The organism is Pararhizobium sp., from assembly GCF_035497515.1.
GTDB lineage: Bacteria > Pseudomonadota > Alphaproteobacteria > Rhizobiales > Rhizobiaceae > Pararhizobium.
In genome coordinates, this window is sequence record NZ_DATJDJ010000227.1 from 1 (window position 1) to 16,374 (window position 16,374).

Sequence of the window (16,374 nt, forward strand, 5' to 3'; positions counted from 1 at the left end):
AACAGGATCATGGCGATCATGGTGCCGATCAGGCCGCCGTGGAAGGACATGCCGCCGTTCCAGATTTCCAGCGCCCGGATGGGATTGGCGAGCACGCTGCCGAGATCGTAGAACAGGATATAGCCGATGCGCCCGCCCAGGACGACGCCGGCCGCGACCCAGATCAGGAAATCATCGAGTTGGTTTTCGGTTGCGGCGGGCTTGCCGTTGGCCCAGAGCGATGTGTTGCGCACCAGCCTGCGGGCATATTGCCAGCCGATCAGGATGCCGGCGACATAGGCGAGGCCGTACCAGTGGATTTGCAAGGGGCCGAGGGAAAGCAGCACCGGATCGATATCCGGGAAAGGCATGATCGAGAGGAGTGTCGGTATTGTTTCCAAGGTCTTGCTTCATTCCGGTCGGTTGTTTGGCGAAACACTGCCCCTCCGGTTGGGCAGGGTCAAGGCGCGGTGCCCGCAGGAAAGGCGGTCATCCCGGCATTTTTCCTTGCATCGGTCGGCCTGTCCCCCTACCTCCTGTCTAAAGCCTGCCAATCCGGCAGATGGACGAAGGATCGGAGATCAAACGATGAGCACAGGCGCAAACCGTATTCTGGATGATTTCGCCAAGTTGATGACGGATGCCGCGGGTGCCGCCCAGGGCGTTCGCAAGGAGATGGAAACCGTGTTTCGCGCCCAGGGCGAGCGGCTGCTCAATTCCATGGACCTGGTGAAGCGTGAGGAGTTCGAGGTCGTTCGCGAGATGGCGCTCAAGGCGCGCGATGAAAACGACGCCCTTCTCGCCCGGATCGCGGCGCTCGAAGCGCGACTTGCCGAAGCCGGAAAATAACGAATCCGGGGCGGCGGCACTGAAACTGTCGCCGCCTCCGGGACGATCATCCGCCAGGCGTCCCAATACGGCACGGGCGGTCATTTCCGACCGATCTTTCAATGGAAATTTTCATAAATTTTTTACCCTGTGGACACTGTCAAAAAATGCTGATGGCAGAGTCCTTTAAGGCGCCGGGCTGAATCAATTTCGCAGAGCCTATCCACAACCTCTGGCGCTATTTTCCACGCAGGGGGCTTTCATGCGGACTCCGGCATTATACACTGATTTTAAATGATGATTCGAAACGGATCACGCAAGCTCCAGGCAGGGTATGTCAGCCAGGATGGTCGTGTTTCCGGTAATCATAAGTGTTTGTTTCTGGTGTTTGAGTTTGCAGCCCCGTGTGTGAACACGATGACGCATGTCTGCACCGGGACTTTTGGGGTGACGCATGAGCTTGATGGAACTGGAACTTGAGCGCCAATCGAACCCGGTCGACATGATCGAGTTTGTTGCCGCCAACAATGATTGGTCCTTCGAGCGCTCGGGCGAAGACGAGATCGCCATGAATGTCGAGGGCAAGTGGACCGACTACCACGTCTCCTTTTCATGGATGGAAGAATTCGAGGCGCTGCATCTTGCCTGCGCCTTCGACATCAAGGTTCCCGATAGCCGCGTCAACGAAGTCATTCGGCTTCTCTCCCATATCAATGGTCAGGTGCTGATGGGGCATTTCGATCTGTGGCGCCAGGAAGACGTGGTGATCTTCCGCCAGTCGCTGTTGCTGTCGGGCGGCGCGGAGCCCACCAATCAGCAGGTCGAGGTGCTTCTGTCGAGTGCGCTCGAAGCCTGCGAATCCTATTTCCAGGCCTTCCAGTTCGTGGTCTGGTCCGGCGTCGATGCGCAGAGCGCCGTCGAAGCCGTGATGTTCGAAACCGTCGGAGAAGCGTGACGATGACAGTGCTTGCGGCGGGGCCGATCGTTCTTATCGGTGCGGGCAACATGGGCGGCGCGATGCTCGCCGGTTGGCTGAAGAGCGGTATCTCCGGCTCCAATCTCCTTGTCATCGATCCCGGTCCGCCGCCGGCCATGGCGAAGCTGATCACTGACAACGGCGCCCGCCACGAGACCGCCGCACCGGAAGGCCTGAAAGCTGGCGTACTCTTCCTTGCGGTCAAGCCACAGGTGATGGGCTCGGTCCTTCCTCCATTGAAAAGCCTCATTGGCCCCGAGACCGTCGTCGTATCGGTCGCTGCCGGCACGACGCTGTCCTTCATGCAGTCGCATCTCGGTGACGCGGCCATGGTCCGTGCGATGCCGAACACGCCGGCCATGATCGGCCGCGGCGTCACCGGCGCCTTTGCCAATGGCGCGGTCTCAGCTGAAAAGCGTGATCTCGTTCACAACCTGCTGAAGGTCTCCGGTCCCGTCGAATGGGTCCAGACCGAGGCCGATATCGATGCGGTCACGGCCGTTTCGGGCAGCGGTCCGGCCTATGTCTTTTATCTCGTCGAGTGCATGGCGGAGGCCGGTCGCAAGGCCGGTCTTCAGGCGGACCTCGCCATGCGGCTTGCTCGGGAAACCGTCGCGGGGGCTGGTGAACTCTTGTACCAGTCCCCCGACGATGCCTCGAAGCTGCGCCAGAACGTGACGTCTCCGGGCGGCACCACGGCAGCGGCTCTCAACATTCTCATGGCCGATGACGGCATGCAGCCTCTGTTCGACAGGGCGATTGCCGCAGCCCGCAAACGGGCGGAAGAACTGGCCGGCTAATTCGGGGCTTTCTCCATGACCGAGACCATTGCCTACGCCGATTTCGAACGTGTCGATATCCGCACCGGCACGATCATCGAGGCTTCGCCCTTTCCGGAGGCGCGCAAGCCGGCCATCAAGATCGTCATCGATTTCGGCCCGGAGATCGGGCTGAAGAAATCCTCGGCCCAGATCACCACGCATTATACGCCGGAAAGCCTGGTCGGCCGTCAGGTACTCGGCGTCGTCAATTTCCCGCCGCGCCAGATCGGCCCCTTCCGTTCAGAAGTGCTGACACTCGGCTTCGAGGACGAGGCCGGCGCCATCGTTCTCGCCGCGACCGACAAGCCCGTACCGAACGGCAAGCGGCTTCTGTAAGGACAATCCCCATGGACTTGAATGCCGTCCGCGAATTCGTCCGTGTCACCTGCCTGCGCGACGCGGCGATGGTGGCCGGTGATTGGCAGGCGACCCATGTCGTCTCGCTGCTGGATCCGGAACTCGCCGACGAACTCCTGCCGCGCATCGAGCGCGCAAGGCATCATGTCGTGCGCCTGCGCGACCAGGAAAACGCGCTGGCGACCGCCCATTTTCCCGATGCCATCACCGCCTTCTTCAACGATGTCCTTCCGGCGATCGACGCGGATGGCAGCCGTATCCTCGTCCATTGCCACGCCGGCGTCAGCCGCTCCACCGCCTTCGCCTATGGCGTTCTCGCCTACCGTTTCGGCGCCGGGCGCGAGGGGGAGGCCTTCGCGGCTCTGATGTCGATCGTCAACAAGCCCTGGCCGAACCGCCGCATCATCGAAATCTTCGACACGCATTGGCAGAGGGAAGGGCGGCTGCTTGCGCCGCTCGATGCCATGCGGGAGAAGCATCCGAAGCGCATCGACGCCTGGCACCGCTTCAACGCACGACGTGGAATGGACGGCGGTTATTCTCGGTGAGATGTTCGGGTACAGGGTGCCACACTTCACGGCGCCTTGGCGGTGAGACCGCAGCCTGTTACAAGAGGTCGGTTGATGGTTTGATACGGTCTGATCCGCGAAAATAGCCGACTTTTATCAGGCCGGCACCCGAACCACGGCCCTCAATCCCCCCATCGGACTGTCCGACAGCGTGACGTTGCCGCCGTGACTGCGGGCGATGTCGCGGGCGATGGCGAGGCCGAGGCCGGTGCCGGAACTGTCGAGATTGCGGGCCTCGTCGAGCCGGAAGAACGGCTTGAACACGTCGTCGCGGGATCGTTCGGGAATGCCGGGGCCGTCGTCGTCAACGGTGATGGTCAGCCATTTCATGCTGTGCTTGGCATCGATATGCACGGTGTTGGCGTAGCGGTAGGCATTGGAGGCGAGGTTCGCCACAAGCCGGGTGAAGGCGTTGGGCCGGACGCGGATGTTGTCATCGCCTTCGATGGAGGTTGTCAGCGCCTTGCCGTGCAGTTCCGCCTCCAGCGTCAGCCGGTTCATCAGGTCCTGCAGCTTCAACTGACCAACGTCCTCTTCCGCCTCGCCGCGTGCAAAGGCCAGATAGCCTTCAAGCATGCTCTGCATGTCCTCGACATCCTGGTTGAGATTGTCGAGATCGGCGCTGTCGCCGGCCAGCGCCAGTTGCAGCTTGAAGCGCGTGAGGATGGTGCGCAGGTCGTGGCTGACACCGGTCAGCATCGCCGTGCGCTGTTCGATCTGGCGTTCGATGCGCTCGCGCATCTGGATGAAAGCAAGGCCGGCGCGACGGATTTCCTCGGCGCCACGCGGTGAGAAGTCGTCGATCTTCTGTCCCTTGCCGAAGCTTTCGGCCGCCTTTGCCAATGCCAGGATCGGACGGATTTGTCCGCGCAGGAACAGGATGGCGATGGTCAGGAGCACCAGCGATGCCCCCACCATCCAGACGATGAAGATATGGGTGTTGGAGGCATAGGCCTGGCTGCGGCGCGCATAGACCCTGAGGATGCGGCTGTCGTCGAGCTTGATGCGGACTTCGACGAGATCGGAATTGCCGACGGTGTCGATCCAGAAGGGCTTTCTGATCCGATCGGAAATTTCCTCGCTGAGAATCTGGTCGAGGATTTCGAAGAACGGCTTGGGGCGCGGCGCCGGCAGTTCGCCATCGGGTTCGATGGAGATGTTCAGGTCGAGCCTGGCGCGCGCGATGCGGATGATGTCGGTGTAGTCATTTCCCGGCGCCGCGTCGATCAGGTCGATGACAGCAGCAATGTCGCCGGTCACGGCTGCAGACAGCCTCTGCGTCACGAGCTGCCAATGACGCTCCATGAACACGAAGGCGACGATCGACTGCAACAGCACCATCGGGATGATGACGATCAGCAGCGAGCGGGCATAAAGCCCCATCGGCAGTTGTCGGCGCAGCCAGCGGGCAGTGCGTTTCCACGCGTTTTCGCCGGTGGGTCTCCGGTAGCGCCTGAGAATGTCAAAGCTCGCCATGGCCGCCCGATCGGATCATCTGTTCAATCCACGCTCAGCCGGTAGCCGATGCCGCGCACCGTCTGCAGCCAGACGGGGTTGGACGGATCATCCTCGATCTTGCGCCGCAGACGGTTGATCTGGACGTCGATCGTGCGTTCGCCGACCTCCGCCTCGTCGCTCACCAGTTCGTGGCGCGGGATGGTTTCGCCGGCGCGCTGCGAAAACAGCATCATGATCTCCTGCTCGCGATCTGTGAGACGAATATGATCGGCGCCGCGGCGCAGTTCCTTACGGACGACCGAGAAGGTGAACGGGCCGAAGATCACCTGTTCGACCTTCGGCGCCTTGGCCGGCGCATTGCGGCGCAGGATGTTGTTGATGCGCAGCACCAGTTCGCGCGGATCGAACGGTTTCGGCAGGTAATCGTCGGCGCCAGCCTCCAGGCCCTCGATGCGCGCATTCGATTCCGCCAGCGCCGTCAGCATGATCACGGGCACCGTCTTGATCTTGCGCAGGCTCTGGGTCAGCGAAATGCCGGTCTCGCCGGGCATCATCACGTCGACGATCAGCAGGTCGTAATCGATCCCCTCCAGCTTGCGGCGCGCCTCGTCGGCGTCGGCGGCGGTGGTGACCCGAAACCCCTTTTCCATCAGGTAGCGGTTGAGCAGATCGCGGATGCGCCGATCGTCATCCACCACCAGCAGGTGGGCAGCGTCGTCCTCGATCCTGATCGTCTTTGTCATCTGTCACATGCCCTGTTGTCTAGCGCGACGGTCTTGCCCCGGAAGATGGTTCAGCTGTCGTCGGCGTTCTTCATGCCGGCAAGGAAGCGCTTGATCGTCTCGCGTGCGCCGGGTCCGGTCTTGCCCAAGGCTTCGGCTATGCGCCGCGACTGTGGCTCGGCCAAGGCCCGCGCCAGCGTCTTGCCTTCCTTGGTCGTGTAGAGCTTGCGCTGGCGGCGATCCTCTGGGCCTGCGACCTGGTGGATATAGCCGGAATCGATCAGTTGCTTGAGAACGCGGGCGAGACTCTGCTTGGTGATGCGCAACGTCTCCAGGAGGTCGGCGACCGTCATGCCCGGTTCGCGATCGACGAAGTGCAGGACGCGGTGATGCGCTCGCCCGAATCCGCGCTTTTCAAGAATCACGTCGGGATCGGAGGTGAAGTCCCGGTAGGCGAAAAAGAGCAGTTCGATGATCTCGAAATCGACTGCATTCGCCTTGTCTGCTTCGGCAGGAGCGGTCGCCGTCTCGGCTTTTGTATTGGGCTGGCCTGCCACGCAGTCATTTCCTTTCAATCGAAACGCACTTCCGGTAACAATCGGAAAAATAAGTCAGCTTTATTGACATATTTTTCCACCCTTGGTAAGTCCCCAGCCTCAGAAGGGCGAAGTGCCGACGCTGGTTCTATCGGTGAAGATAGGCCGTGCCGCTCTGATCGCCAATCCAAAATCACCGAAATGAATTTCCCTCGCCTCAGTTTGCCGATAAACTGGAACAGGGAAGACAATCAACACAAAGAATGGCGTATAGGCGCCCGAGGACAAGACGATGGCAGCAGTTCCTTTTGATCAGTTGGACGGACAGATCTGGTTCAATGGCGAGTTTGTCGATTGGAAGGATGCCAATATCCACGTGCTCACCCACGGCCTGCACTATGCCAGCGCCGTCTTCGAAGGCGAGCGCGCCTATGGCGGCCGCGTTTTCAAACTGACCGAGCACAACCAGCGTCTGCATAAGTCGGCCGAAATCCTCGGCTTCACGATTCCCTATTCGGTCGAGGTGCTGGATGCGGCAACGATCGAACTCCTGAAACGTCAGAGCTTCGCCGATGCCTATGTTCGCCCGATCGCCTGGCGCGGTTCCGAGATGATGGGCGTTTCGGCCCAGAACAACCGCATCAATGTCGCGATCGCCATCTGGCAGTGGGGCAGCTATTTCAATCCGGTCGAGAAGCTGAAGGGCATCCGCCTCGATATCGCCGAATACCGCCGGCCGGACCCGAAGACCGCGCCCTGCGCTTCCAAGGCCGCCGGTCTCTACATGATCTGCACCATCTCCAAGCATGCCGCCGAAGCCAAGGGCTATGCGGACGCGATGATGCTCGACTATCGTGGCCAGGTTGCCGAGGCGACCGGTGCCAACATCTTCTTCGTCAAGGACGGTGTCATCCATACGCCGGTGCCGGATTGCTTTCTCAACGGCATTACCCGCCAGACGGTCATCGAGCTTGCCAAGCGTCGTGGCTATCAGGTGGTCGAGCGCGCCATCATGCCGGAAGAACTGCCGCAGTTCTCCGAATGCTTCCTGACCGGCTCGGCCGCGGAAGTGACGCCTGTCTCCGAGATCGGCCCATACCGCTTCACACCGGCAACGATCAGCGAAACGCTGATGAACGACTATATGAAGGAAGTCTATCCGGTGGCTGCTGCCGCCGAGTGATCGGATTTTCGATTGAATCTTGAAAAGGCGGCCGATCGGTCGCCTTTTCTCGTTTTCTAAGCTGGCTGCTGAAGTGCAGATCCAGCTATTTCTTGCCGAGAACCAGTCCGGCAAGGCCGGTGAGGGCGCCGCCGCCGATTGCGGCACCGATCGCCTGGGTGGCCAGTCCGATGGCCGCTGCCTCACCGCCAAGCATCTGGATCAGAAAGCCACCGCCGAGTCCCCCGATCGCTCCGACGATCGTGCGAACGACAACGCTGACCGCCTGTTGTTTGAGCACTGCCCCGGCCGCATTGCCACCGGCGGCGCCCGCGATCAATTGCGTGATGATAGGTAATAACGCTTCCATTGTTCTCTCCCCGTTTCACTTGATCCGAGCCGGTTCCCGGCTTGGCTCGATCGCCGTCACCCGGCCCGCGCAGGGTGATGCGGAATCGGAACCGAGTCAATTTCACAATTTTTGATGGAGGTTTTTATTTTTTCGCCTCCGGATGAGGGCGCCAATTCGGTGTTCCATTCGGAACTGAAATATCGGACGGAATGCAAAATACTGGAATCGTTCCACTTTCATGGAACCTTTAAAGAAGCCGGGTGTTTACCCGCCAACAAAAGGAACAGCCCGATGCAACCGACCATGACCCAGGATAATGCCATCACCGCCCGTCAGCTTCGCCCGGTCGTGATTACCGTTGTCGCCGCAAAGCTTGCCGTTTTTGCGCTGCTGATGGCGACGATCAACCTGCAGGCACCTATGCCTGTTGCCATCGAAATGGCAGCTGTTCGTTAAGCCTGCGTGCGGCGCTTTCGCGTGCCGCTGTCCGGAACTGTTTTGATAACCCGTTGCACTGTTTTCATTGCGCCTCATCCATCCTATATGCTTCGCAACAGTAGTTAGCGAGGCATAGGCGGCATGTTACAGGCGGGCATTATCCCGGTTACCCATTTCCAGCAGAACTGTACGGTGCTGTTCGACACCGACACGAAGGAAGGCGTCATCGTCGATCCCGGTGGGGATGTCGATGTCATCCTGCAGACGATCAAGGACAATGGCATCACGCTGAAGGCGATCTGGCTCACCCATGGTCACATCGATCACGCCGGTGGCGCCAAGGAACTGAAAGAAGCCCTGAACCTTGAGATCATCGGCCCCCACAAGGACGACAAGCCATTGTTGGAACGGCTGGAAACCCAGGCCGAGAAATTCGGACTGGCGATGAAGGTGGAGAACGTTCTGCCGGACCGCTGGCTGGAGGAGGGGGATACCGTCTCCTTCGGAGATCATGTCTTCGAAGTTTTGCATTGCCCCGGCCATGCGCCTGGCCATGTCGTCTATTTCAATCGCGTCCAGGGATTCGCCCATGTCGGTGACGTGCTGTTTCGCGGTTCGATCGGCCGCACGGATCTTCCCGGCGGCAATCACCAGCAGCTTCTCGAATCGATCCGCGACAAGATACTGCCGCTCGGAGATACGGTCGGCTTCATCTGCGGCCATGGCCCCGGCGGTCAGATCGGCGAGGAACGCCGCACCAATCCTTATCTGCGCGGTCTTTGAGCTTCATTCGACTGTGCCGTTCCGGAACAGGTCAACAAAAAGGCATGCGCCGATGACGCATGCCTTTACTTCTGGTTAACGATTGGTCGACTTAGCCGGCCTGGCAGAAATAGTCCCGACCGTCATAACCGCGGAACGTACCGGTCTGTGAGTCGAACGAGCGGTAGCGCTGCGAGCAGTAGCGGTACCAGCCGGGTGTCCAGGGCTCCAACGAGCCGTAATTCTGAACGACAACCGGGCGGGCGCGACGATAGACCGGGCGCGGCTCGTAATATTCGGGCTCCGGGTCGATATAGACGCGTTCCTGGTAGCGTGGCTGGCTGGCGATCGCACCGCCGATGATCACGCCGGTGGCAAGGCCGAGTGCGCCGAGAGCGACAGCGTCGCCGTTATTGTGATGGTGTCCACCACCGTGATAATGGCGGCGGCCCCAGTCTTCGGCCTGTGCCGGAGTGATCGCCGGAATGACAGTGGCTGCCGTGGCGAGCGCAAGAACTGCAGCTTTGATAACCTTGTTCATCATCTTGATCCTGTGATAGGCCGGACCGTTTCCGTCCTTCATGATGAAAACAGACTAATATGGCGAAACTGAATGCAGGCTGAATGAAAAACCCGACAGGATGCCGGGCTTCAAAACACGAATCTCGCCTGGAGGAGAGGAGCTTAGCCCGAAACCTGCAGATTGACCGCTTTCGGGCCTTTGCCACGACGATCCGGTTCCGTATCGTAGCTGACCTTCTGGTTTTCGGAAAGTCCGTTGAGGCCGGAAGCCTGCACGGCGGAGATATGCACGAAGATATCGGCGCCACCATTGTCGGGCTTGATGAAACCAAAGCCCTTGTCGGTGTTGAAGAATTTAACAATGCCAGTCTCGGCCATACGTCAGGTCCTTTATCCTCTGCCCGAATGCGGCGGGCAGCATTACGATATTTGCCTCAGGGGCATGCGGCAGGCAGTTCTCGACTGAGAAGAAAGAGTCCTGTAATCGCAGCCAGCCACCAAAAAACTCGCTCACCGTCTGACTGCCCGGACCATATTGCGGGTCCGGCGCGCGTATTTAAAGGTCTCTCCATGTTCGCAGATTGCCCGAACACAGTAAGATTGATGTGTTTATTTTAAATTGGCAAGCAAAAGTTTTTTGGAACAAGTGTGCCATTTTGGCTTATTCGAAAAGCAGTCAACTGCCGAAAAATCAGGTTTTTTTCAAACTGCATTGCAAGCTATTGAAACTATTGCTGTTTATTCCGGTGTGCATGATTTTTCGGCTTTTTACGACGCAATATGTCGCTGACGGGTAAGGCGCCCAAGCAGCCCCCGATAGTCTCTGCAAATATTAACCGTTTGATCAAACTTAGCCTTTTCGGTAGGCACGCCAGTGACGCGGGAGCCGGCACTCAGTTCTTGTTGTCTGCCGTGACCCGCAGCAGGGATGCGTCATCGCCATCGGTCAGCATCAGGATCGATCCGTCGGGCGCGACCTTGACGTCGCGGATGCGCCCGAACTCGCCCTCGAACAGGCGCTCCTCGGAGACGACCTGGCCATTCTCGTCGCGTTCCAGCCGCGCCAGCAACTGGTATTTCAGGGCGCCAACCAGGATATTGCCTTCCCATTCCGGGAACATCGCGCCGTGATAGATATCGATCGCGCCGGGCGCGATGGATGGATCCCAGTAGTAGAGCGGCTGCTCGTAGCCTTCGGCCGCCTGTCCGACACCGATCTCGACGCCGGAATAGTCCTTGCCATAGGTAATGACGGGCCAGCCGAAGTTCTTACCGGGCTGGGGCGCGTTGATCTCGTCGCCACCACGCGCGCCGTGCTCCACCGTCAGCAGTTCGCCGCTCTTGGGGTCGATGACGATGCCTTGTGGATTGCGATGTCCCTTCGACCAGATTTCCGGCCTGGCGTCCTTGCCGTTCTTGTAAGGATTGCTGGCGGGAATGCTGCCGTCGGTATTGATGTGCAGGATGGCGCCGGCGTGATCCTGCATATCCTGCGCGCGGTCGCGCTCGCCGCGATCGCCGATGCCGAAGAACAGGCTGCCATCGGCCGCAAGGGCGATCCGCGATCCAAAATGCTGGCCTTTGCCCGTCAATTTGGCCATGCGGAACAGTTCCTTCGTCTCCGTCAGATTCCTGCCATCGGCCGACTGCACTCCGCGCACGATGGCCGTGCCGTAGCCGCTGCCGTCCTTGACGGCCATCGAGAGAAACAGCGTCCGGTTGGCCCTGAAGCTCTGGTCGAGCGCGACATCGAGAAGTCCGCCCTGTCCATGCCGGGCGACGTCCGGCACGCCGGCAATGGGTTCCGATGCCTTGCCGTCGCGAATGATGCGCAGGTTGCCGGAAAGCTCGGTCAAGAGGAAGGCCCCATCGGGCAGAACTTCAACCGACCAGGGATTGTCGAGACCGGACGCAACCGTTTCGACCGTGACCGTGACCTTTTCGGTGTTGAATTGCGCCGTCTCGGCGGCGAATACGATGGATGCGGTGGAGAGGAGAAAAGCAGCCGCGCCGGCCGTTATCGAAAGTCGTTCAAGCATGCCCGTCATCCCCTTCTGCGCAGTTCCAGTGTCTCAACTGGGGTCTGACGTGAGGGGATCAAGGCCGATCAAAAGGACTTTACCGCCGGTTGACCGGGACCATCGAGCGCCGAGAGCTTGGATGTTGCGGCATCGCCCACGAGTTCGGCATTGACGATGTAGCGCAACGGGCCTTGCGTCGTCGCATCGAACGGCCAGCAGGTGGCGAGCGCCAGGTTGCGGCCGGGCGCATCGGCATTGATGCCGCTCTTGTCCCAGCGTGCGATCCGGCTTGCACCGACGCGGAAGGTGAGGTTGGTCCCGTCCTTGCGGGTCACCTCCAGCAGATCACCGGGCTTGACATCCTTCAGCCAGCGGAAATGCGTGTCGCGGTGGGCGGCAATGACGGACGTGCCGAGTTCGCCCGGAGCCGGCGTGTTGGCCAGTCGCGCGGGTCCGAAAGCAAGCGCTTCGCCGGTCGCACCAGAAAGGACCACCGCCGTCTGGCCGATCCGCGGCGCGGTGATTTCCGCTTCCGTCGAAAAGTCTGCCCAGGGCCATGGCTTCACATTTGTTTCGCCATGCAGTTGCGCCTCGAAACTGCGTTTCAGCAGAACCTGCGACAGTTCCGCCTTCGCCTTGAGGTAGAAACCCTTGCCCACCAGCATCAGGCCGGCGAGCGCGACGAGCAGGATTCCGGCCAGGACGACCGTTTCCAAGGCACTGAGGCGCGCCAGGAAACCGGCGCGCCCTTCGACTGGATGTTGTTTATCGGACACGGTTGCGTGCCTCCATGATCAGGCCGCGCAGCTGCCAGCGCCACAGGCTGAAGGTGGTTGCCGCCATGACTGCGAAGGCAAGCAGCATCAGGCCGATCAGGATGTAGCGATCCGCCAGCGTCGCGGTCTGTGGCAGGTCCACCTGCGTGCCGGCGTCGGCGATCAGGCTGGCGGCGCGGGCGGTCGGCGCGGCAGCCATGCGGTCGGCGACCAGTATCGCCTGTTGTTCCGTCCGTTGCAGTTCTGCCTTGCGCTGTTCCCCTGGCAAGGCCTGCTGCGGCTGTTCGCCGAAGACCTTCCCGAAATCCCAGCCGGCGGGCAGGTTCAGCGGCAGCTTGGTGCTGGCGACGGGCTCAGTGGCCGGACGTGACGGCGTGACGTCGACTGCGACAAGGCTGGTGACGCGGGAGACCAGATGATTGGCAAGCGCCACCGTCTCGATCTGCTTGTCGAGCACTGCCGCGTCATTCACGGCATAGGCATTGGCTTCCAGGTCCTCGATCTTGCGGCGGGCCCAGAGCTTGGCGATACCCGTGCCTTCCGATGCCTTGGCGACGTCCATTTCGATGCGCCAGGGCTGGTTGCCGGTCTTGCCAACGATCTGCAGCTTGCCGCTTGCCGATGTGCCGTCGAGTTGGGCGGTCAACACCACAGGTTCGCCGCGATAAAGGTCGGGCATCGGGTTCGGCGTGATGTCCTGCGCATGCGCGCCGTCGAAGGTGACGGCAATATCGGTCATGGCGGGGTTTTCGAGCTTGGCGAACAGTTCGCCCATGCGGGCCGCGACCTGGTCTTCCGAGCCGATCAGCGTAAACGTGCCCCTGCCGATTTCGGCGGCCTTGGTCATGAAGTGGGTATTGGGTGCCGAGCCGATGCCGACGGTAAAGACGCGGGCATCGCCACGGTTCTTCGATATCTCGGCGAATAACTGTTCTTCGTTGCCGATCGCGCCGTCGGTCAGGAATACGACCTGCCGAAGGGCGCCGTCCGTGACCGGACCCTGTGTGCGCAAGGCTGCTTCCAGCGCGGGCAGCATTTCGGTGCCCCCGTCCGCCGTCAGGCCCCGCACGAAGGCGATGGCGTCCTCGCGCTTGTCGGGTGTCGCCTGCACCAGCGAGGGGAAATGCACGCTCATCGTGTCGTCGAAGCGGATGACGTTGAAGCGATCCTCCGGCCGCAGCTTGGAAATGGCGAGCGCCAGGCTCTCGCGAGCCTGCTCGATCGACGGGCCGGCCATCGAGCCTGAATTGTCGATGACGAAGATCACCTCGCGCTTCGGATGTGTTTCCGTCGCGGTTACATCGTCGGTCGGCGGCGTGACGAAGCCGAGCAGATAGGTCTTGCCGTCGAGGGTCTCGCGGAACAGGCCGGCATGTGGCGTCTTGCCGGCGGCAGCCGTCCAGTCGAGCTCAAAATCCTTGTCGGCCGGCACGCTGCCGCCCTTCAGCGAAATCGCGCGCGCCATGTCGTCAACCGGTCGGATGTCGGTCTCATGGAACGGCGAGGTAACGGCGCCGATCGGGAAGCCGGCGTTCAGGTTGACGGTCAGCGTCACCGGATTGATCCTGGCGTTCTCGGCGGGGTTCAGCACGGGCGCGGTAATCTTGTCGCGGTTCGGAACAGGGTCATTCACCGCAAAGCCGGAATTCGGATCGAGATCGACCGTCTGGACGATCGGATCTGGATTGTAGCGCGGCGCGACCACCATCGGGAAGCGCAGCGAGAATTCGCCACCCGATTGCTTCACGCTGCTCTGGTATTCGATCTGCACGACGATGGTTTCGCCGGGACCGATATTGGCGACCTGATTGGTGAAGATATTCGGGCGCTGCTGCTCCAGAAGCGCGGTCTTCTTGCCCTCGGCCTTCGCCTGTTCATAGACCTGGCGGGCTTCCTCGCGAGCCTTGATCTGGCCCTCGATGAAGCGATCGCCGATCTGCATCTTCAACGTATCGACGGCGGAGTTTTCCGGCAGCGGAAAGACATAGGTGCCCTCGACCCAACCCTTGCTCGGGTTCTCGAAGCGCTGGGTGACGCGGGTGCGCATGATCGGACCGTTGACGTCGATGACGACATCGGTCGCAAGCCGCGGCGCCTCGACGAAAGCGCCGGGTTCCTTCGAGGGGAAGAGCAGGGCGCCGGTCCCCATGTCGTTGGGGCGGACATAGCCCGCGAAATGCTGCGGCTTGCCTTCGCTCGTCTCGGCGGCGGCGTGGGAGAAGAAGCCCAAGGCAAAGAGCAGGCCAGCCGTCACGGCGATAAGCGCCGCGACCAGCATGTATTCGACCTGCGGCACAAGCGGGCGGCTTGGCGGCGTTCTCGAATTTTCAGTGTCCAGAAGCATTGCAGACCCCCTCGGCGCAATTGGATTCGTATGCCGTCAGGAAATGCCCGGAAACCGGCCGCACAAGGACGGAATTGCGGCGGGCCAAGGCATTTGTTGTGACCAAATCAAGGCGTTGCGAAAATCCGCCAAAGCTGCTGTTTTTGATGAATAAAACTTGCCGGTGAAACGTTGTATTCTTTCGCCGCCGGTGCTGTGCCGCACATAGACACTTCTCTTTAACCGGCGTGGGAAAACGGAGTCATTTCAGCGGCATCGGCGCTGTCGCCGACAAAATGATTCATCCGCGTGGCTGATCGCATCCATGAAACATTGTCATGGTCACGCATTTTGCCGGATTTCCGGGCTGTTTGCGCTTGAAACCGGGGCTGTCTTTCGACATACACCTAACCGCTCAGGGAGCCGCCAGAACACGCTCCTTCGGCCGCATGCTGTTTCAACCTGATCAGGACAAACATATCATGGCCTTTCTTGCCGACGCCCTTTCCCGTGTAAAGCCATCCGCCACCATCGCCGTTTCCCAGAAAGCCCGGGAACTGAAAGCCAAGGGTCGCGATGTGATCGGGCTTGGCGCCGGTGAGCCGGATTTCGATACGCCTGACAATATCAAGAAGGCCGCCATCGACGCGATCAACCGCGGCGAGACGAAGTACACGCCGGTGTCGGGCATTCCGGAACTGCGCGAGGCGATTTCGAAGAAGTTCAAGCGTGAGAACAATCTCGACTACACCGCTGCCCAGACGATCGTCGGCACCGGCGGAAAGCAGATTCTTTTCAACGCCTTCATGGCGACGATGAATCCGGGCGATGAAGTCGTTATCCCGGCACCTTACTGGGTGTCCTATCCGGAAATGGTGTCGATCTGCGGCGGTACCCCGATCTTCGTTGAAGCCACCCAGGCCAACAACTTCAAGCTGACGGCTGATGACCTCGACAAGGCGATCACGGAGAAGACCAAGTGGTTCATCTTCAACTCGCCCTCCAACCCGTCGGGCGCCGCCTATAGCCATGACGAACTCAAGGCGCTGACGGACGTGCTGTTGAAGCACCCGCATGTCTGGGTGCTGACAGACGACATGTATGAGCACCTGACCTATGGCGACTTCAAGTTCGCGACCCCGGTCGAAGTCGAGCCGAAGCTCTATGATCGTACGCTGACGATGAACGGCGTGTCCAAGGCCTATGCCATGACCGGCTGGCGCATCGGCTATGCGGCCGGCCCGCTCGCGCTTATCAAGGCGATGGACATGATCCAGGGCCAGCAGACCTCGGGCGCCTGCTCGATCGCCCAGTGGGCCGCCGTCGAGGCGCTGAACGGCACGCAGGATTTCATCCCGGAAAACAAGAAGATCTTCGAAGGCCGCCGCGACCTCGTCGTCTCGATGTTGAACCAGGCCAAGGGCATCGAGTGCCCGTCGCCGGAAGGCGCGTTCTACGTCTACCCGTCCTGCAAGGGCCTGATCGGCAAGACCGCGCCGAGCGGCAAGGTCATCGCGACCGACGAAGACTTTGTCTCCGAACTGCTGGAATCCGAAGGCGTCGCCGTCGTCCACGGTTCGGCCTTCGGCCTCGGCCCGAACTTCCGCATCTCCTATGCGACCTCGGAAGAGCAGCTTGAAGAAGCCTGCAAGCGCATCCAGCGCTTTTGCGCGGCTTGCAAGTAATCTGGCAAGAGACTGATATAACTCATGAAAACCAGCCTGTGATGGCGGGTTTTTGTTGGGTTGCTTGTCTGTTTCTTGGTGGCGCGC

General features: G+C 60.5%; 19 protein-coding genes. 9 read left to right on the forward strand and 10 right to left on the reverse strand.

Going from position 1 to position 16,374, the window contains the following annotated elements; genetic code table 11:
- Window positions 1-380 (reverse strand): prolipoprotein diacylglyceryl transferase (locus VL202_RS23950; RefSeq protein ID WP_325466561.1); only part of this gene is annotated, 380 nt, incomplete at its 3' end.
- A gap of 187 nt (window positions 381-567) precedes the next feature.
- Between VL202_RS23950 and VL202_RS23955 the strand changes: the two genes are divergently transcribed.
- The 5 genes from VL202_RS23955 (at window position 568) to VL202_RS23975 (ending at window position 3,509) form a co-directional block, all read left to right on the forward strand.
- On the forward strand, window positions 568-828 hold the full coding sequence (locus VL202_RS23955; protein WP_325466562.1) for an accessory factor UbiK family protein: 261 nt from the start codon (window positions 568-570) through the stop codon (window positions 826-828).
- A 433-nt stretch (window positions 829-1,261) separates the two neighbouring features.
- The gene (locus VL202_RS23960; RefSeq protein ID WP_325466563.1) at window positions 1,262-1,762 is read left to right on the forward strand and encodes a YbjN domain-containing protein; all 501 of its coding nucleotides are present in this window, start codon (window positions 1,262-1,264) and stop codon (window positions 1,760-1,762) included.
- A gap of 2 nt (window positions 1,763-1,764) precedes the next feature.
- Window positions 1,765-2,583 carry a pyrroline-5-carboxylate reductase gene (proC, locus tag VL202_RS23965; protein WP_325466564.1) on the forward strand — a complete coding sequence of 273 codons (819 nt, stop codon included), beginning with the start codon at window positions 1,765-1,767 and terminating at the stop codon, window positions 2,581-2,583.
- A gap of 15 nt (window positions 2,584-2,598) precedes the next feature.
- The gene (locus tag VL202_RS23970; RefSeq protein ID WP_325466565.1) at window positions 2,599-2,940 is read left to right on the forward strand and encodes a tRNA-binding protein; all 342 of its coding nucleotides are present in this window, start codon (window positions 2,599-2,601) and stop codon (window positions 2,938-2,940) included.
- 11 nt (window positions 2,941-2,951) lie between these two features.
- Window positions 2,952-3,509 (forward strand): dual specificity protein phosphatase family protein, encoded by a 558-nt coding sequence (locus tag VL202_RS23975; protein WP_325466566.1) that lies wholly within the window; start codon window positions 2,952-2,954, stop codon window positions 3,507-3,509.
- Window positions 3,510-3,626: 117 nt separating this feature from the next.
- Here the strand turns inward: VL202_RS23975 and VL202_RS23980 are convergent, their stop codons facing one another.
- From VL202_RS23980 to VL202_RS23990, 3 genes are read right to left on the reverse strand one after another with little or no spacing between them, the layout of a single operon-like run.
- Entirely contained in the window at window positions 3,627-5,006 is a 1,380-nt protein-coding gene (locus tag VL202_RS23980; RefSeq protein WP_325466567.1) for an ATP-binding protein, read from the reverse strand.
- Between the two features lie 23 nt (window positions 5,007-5,029).
- Window positions 5,030-5,731 (reverse strand): response regulator transcription factor, encoded by a 702-nt coding sequence (locus tag VL202_RS23985; RefSeq protein ID WP_325466568.1) that lies wholly within the window; start codon window positions 5,729-5,731, stop codon window positions 5,030-5,032.
- 50 nt (window positions 5,732-5,781) lie between these two features.
- Entirely contained in the window at window positions 5,782-6,267 is a 486-nt protein-coding gene (locus VL202_RS23990; RefSeq protein WP_325466569.1) for a MarR family transcriptional regulator, read from the reverse strand.
- Between the two features lie 271 nt (window positions 6,268-6,538).
- On the opposite strand from VL202_RS23990, the gene VL202_RS23995 reads away from it, so the two are divergent.
- Complete coding sequence (locus VL202_RS23995) at window positions 6,539-7,429, forward strand: branched-chain amino acid aminotransferase (protein ID WP_325466570.1); 891 nt, start codon at window positions 6,539-6,541, stop codon at window positions 7,427-7,429.
- Between the two features lie 85 nt (window positions 7,430-7,514).
- On the opposite strand, the gene VL202_RS24000 is transcribed toward VL202_RS23995, so the two are convergent.
- The gene (locus VL202_RS24000; protein WP_325466571.1) at window positions 7,515-7,778 is read right to left on the reverse strand and encodes a hypothetical protein; all 264 of its coding nucleotides are present in this window, start codon (window positions 7,776-7,778) and stop codon (window positions 7,515-7,517) included.
- Window positions 7,779-7,892: 114 nt separating this feature from the next.
- On the opposite strand from VL202_RS24000, the gene VL202_RS24005 reads away from it, so the two are divergent.
- Together VL202_RS24005 and VL202_RS24010 are read left to right on the forward strand one after the other, a co-directional pair.
- Entirely contained in the window at window positions 7,893-8,216 is a 324-nt protein-coding gene (locus tag VL202_RS24005; protein ID WP_325466572.1) for a hypothetical protein, read from the forward strand.
- Window positions 8,217-8,339: 123 nt separating this feature from the next.
- The gene (locus VL202_RS24010) at window positions 8,340-8,981 is read left to right on the forward strand and encodes an MBL fold metallo-hydrolase (protein WP_325466573.1); all 642 of its coding nucleotides are present in this window, start codon (window positions 8,340-8,342) and stop codon (window positions 8,979-8,981) included.
- A 91-nt stretch (window positions 8,982-9,072) separates the two neighbouring features.
- Here the strand turns inward: VL202_RS24010 and VL202_RS24015 are convergent, their stop codons facing one another.
- From VL202_RS24015 to VL202_RS24035, 5 genes are all read right to left on the reverse strand, one after another.
- Complete coding sequence (locus tag VL202_RS24015) at window positions 9,073-9,501, reverse strand: BA14K family protein (protein ID WP_325466574.1); 429 nt, start codon at window positions 9,499-9,501, stop codon at window positions 9,073-9,075.
- A 143-nt stretch (window positions 9,502-9,644) separates the two neighbouring features.
- Window positions 9,645-9,860 (reverse strand): cold-shock protein, encoded by a 216-nt coding sequence (locus VL202_RS24020; protein ID WP_325466575.1) that lies wholly within the window; start codon window positions 9,858-9,860, stop codon window positions 9,645-9,647.
- A gap of 515 nt (window positions 9,861-10,375) precedes the next feature.
- The gene (locus tag VL202_RS24025) at window positions 10,376-11,530 is read right to left on the reverse strand and encodes a PQQ-dependent sugar dehydrogenase (protein ID WP_325466576.1); all 1,155 of its coding nucleotides are present in this window, start codon (window positions 11,528-11,530) and stop codon (window positions 10,376-10,378) included.
- A 59-nt stretch (window positions 11,531-11,589) separates the two neighbouring features.
- Entirely contained in the window at window positions 11,590-12,279 is a 690-nt protein-coding gene (locus VL202_RS24030) for a class GN sortase (RefSeq protein ID WP_325466577.1), read from the reverse strand.
- Entirely contained in the window at window positions 12,269-14,623 is a 2,355-nt protein-coding gene (locus VL202_RS24035; protein WP_414692940.1) for a marine proteobacterial sortase target protein, read from the reverse strand. The genes VL202_RS24030 and VL202_RS24035 overlap by 11 nt, the downstream gene beginning before the upstream one ends.
- A gap of 461 nt (window positions 14,624-15,084) precedes the next feature.
- On the opposite strand from VL202_RS24035, the gene VL202_RS24040 reads away from it, so the two are divergent.
- On the forward strand, window positions 15,085-16,287 hold the full coding sequence (locus VL202_RS24040) for a pyridoxal phosphate-dependent aminotransferase (protein ID WP_325466578.1): 1,203 nt from the start codon (window positions 15,085-15,087) through the stop codon (window positions 16,285-16,287).
- Window positions 16,288-16,374: the final 87 nt, after the last annotated feature.

Coding starts and splice junctions, on each gene's coding strand:
- VL202_RS23955 (WP_325466562.1), top strand. CDS start 568: ATGAGCACAGGCGCAAACCGTATTCTGGATGATTTCGCCAAGTTGATG.
- VL202_RS23960 (WP_325466563.1), top strand. CDS start 1,262: ATGAGCTTGATGGAACTGGAACTTGAGCGCCAATCGAACCCGGTCGAC.
- proC (WP_325466564.1), top strand. CDS start 1,765: ATGACAGTGCTTGCGGCGGGGCCGATCGTTCTTATCGGTGCGGGCAAC.
- VL202_RS23970 (WP_325466565.1), top strand. CDS start 2,599: ATGACCGAGACCATTGCCTACGCCGATTTCGAACGTGTCGATATCCGC.
- VL202_RS23975 (WP_325466566.1), top strand. CDS start 2,952: ATGGACTTGAATGCCGTCCGCGAATTCGTCCGTGTCACCTGCCTGCGC.
- VL202_RS23980 (WP_325466567.1), bottom strand. CDS start 5,006: ATGGCGAGCTTTGACATTCTCAGGCGCTACCGGAGACCCACCGGCGAA.
- VL202_RS23985 (WP_325466568.1), bottom strand. CDS start 5,731: ATGACAAAGACGATCAGGATCGAGGACGACGCTGCCCACCTGCTGGTG.
- VL202_RS23995 (WP_325466570.1), top strand. CDS start 6,539: ATGGCAGCAGTTCCTTTTGATCAGTTGGACGGACAGATCTGGTTCAAT.
- VL202_RS24000 (WP_325466571.1), bottom strand. CDS start 7,778: ATGGAAGCGTTATTACCTATCATCACGCAATTGATCGCGGGCGCCGCC.
- VL202_RS24005 (WP_325466572.1), top strand. CDS start 7,893: ATGGAGGTTTTTATTTTTTCGCCTCCGGATGAGGGCGCCAATTCGGTG.
- VL202_RS24010 (WP_325466573.1), top strand. CDS start 8,340: ATGTTACAGGCGGGCATTATCCCGGTTACCCATTTCCAGCAGAACTGT.
- VL202_RS24015 (WP_325466574.1), bottom strand. CDS start 9,501: ATGAACAAGGTTATCAAAGCTGCAGTTCTTGCGCTCGCCACGGCAGCC.
- VL202_RS24020 (WP_325466575.1), bottom strand. CDS start 9,860: ATGGCCGAGACTGGCATTGTTAAATTCTTCAACACCGACAAGGGCTTT.
- VL202_RS24025 (WP_325466576.1), bottom strand. CDS start 11,530: ATGACGGGCATGCTTGAACGACTTTCGATAACGGCCGGCGCGGCTGCT.
- VL202_RS24035 (WP_414692940.1), bottom strand. CDS start 14,623: ATGCTTCTGGACACTGAAAATTCGAGAACGCCGCCAAGCCGCCCGCTT.
- VL202_RS24040 (WP_325466578.1), top strand. CDS start 15,085: ATGGCCTTTCTTGCCGACGCCCTTTCCCGTGTAAAGCCATCCGCCACC.